Raw genomic sequence first — 664 nt, 5'->3', positions numbered from 1 at the left:
CAGTACCGGGCCGCGTTCGAGAGCAACGGACTCCCGACAGTTCCCGAGATCATCACCTACTCGGCGGGAACCGACAGCCCCGTACGGATCGCCCAGCGCCTGGAAAGCGCCGGCACCGACTCCATCGTCGCCTTCACCACCCCCAACGACCTCGCCGAGATCATGCAGGCCGTCGGCAACACCAACATCGCCCTCACCAGCACCGTCTCGGTCACCGGATACGACAGCAACGTGCTGCGCGGCTTCGGACGCGCACTCGCCAACGTCTCCTTCAGCGTGAACTTCCGCCCCTTCGAGGCAGGCGGCCCGGCCATCGACCGCTACCGCGACGCCATGTCACGCTTCGCCCCCCAGACCGTCGTACCCGAACAGCAGTTCGCCGTGTACGGCTACGTCTTCGCCGACATGTTCATCCGCGGCCTCGAACTCGCCGGCGACTGCCCCACCCGCGAAGGCGTCATCGCCGCCCTGCACAAGATCAGCGACTACGACGCCGACGGACTGGTCCAACCGATCAACCTCGCGGACCGCAACCCGAAAATGGCCTGCAACGCCTTCGTCCAGATCAGCCAGGACGGCACGGCCTTCCAGCTCAGAGACGAAAGCCTCTGCATCAACGGCACCTGAACCAGACCAGGACGGCCGACACAGCCACGCAGCGGGC

Annotated in this window: 1 protein-coding gene; it reads left to right on the top strand. The window is 66.1% G+C overall.

Going from position 1 to position 664, the window contains the following annotated elements; translation table 11 throughout:
• Positions 1–627 (top strand): ABC transporter substrate-binding protein (locus AB1460_RS38100; protein ID WP_368967465.1); only part of this gene is annotated, 627 nt, incomplete at its 5' end.
• Between the last annotated feature and the right edge of the window lie 37 nt (positions 628–664).

The sequence above is a fragment of the Parafrankia sp. FMc2 genome, from assembly GCF_041008525.1.
Taxonomy (GTDB): Bacteria; Actinomycetota; Actinomycetes; order Frankiales; family Frankiaceae; genus Parafrankia.
Note: the sequence above shows the minus strand (reverse complement) of the source record. Positions and strands in the feature narration are given on the sequence as shown.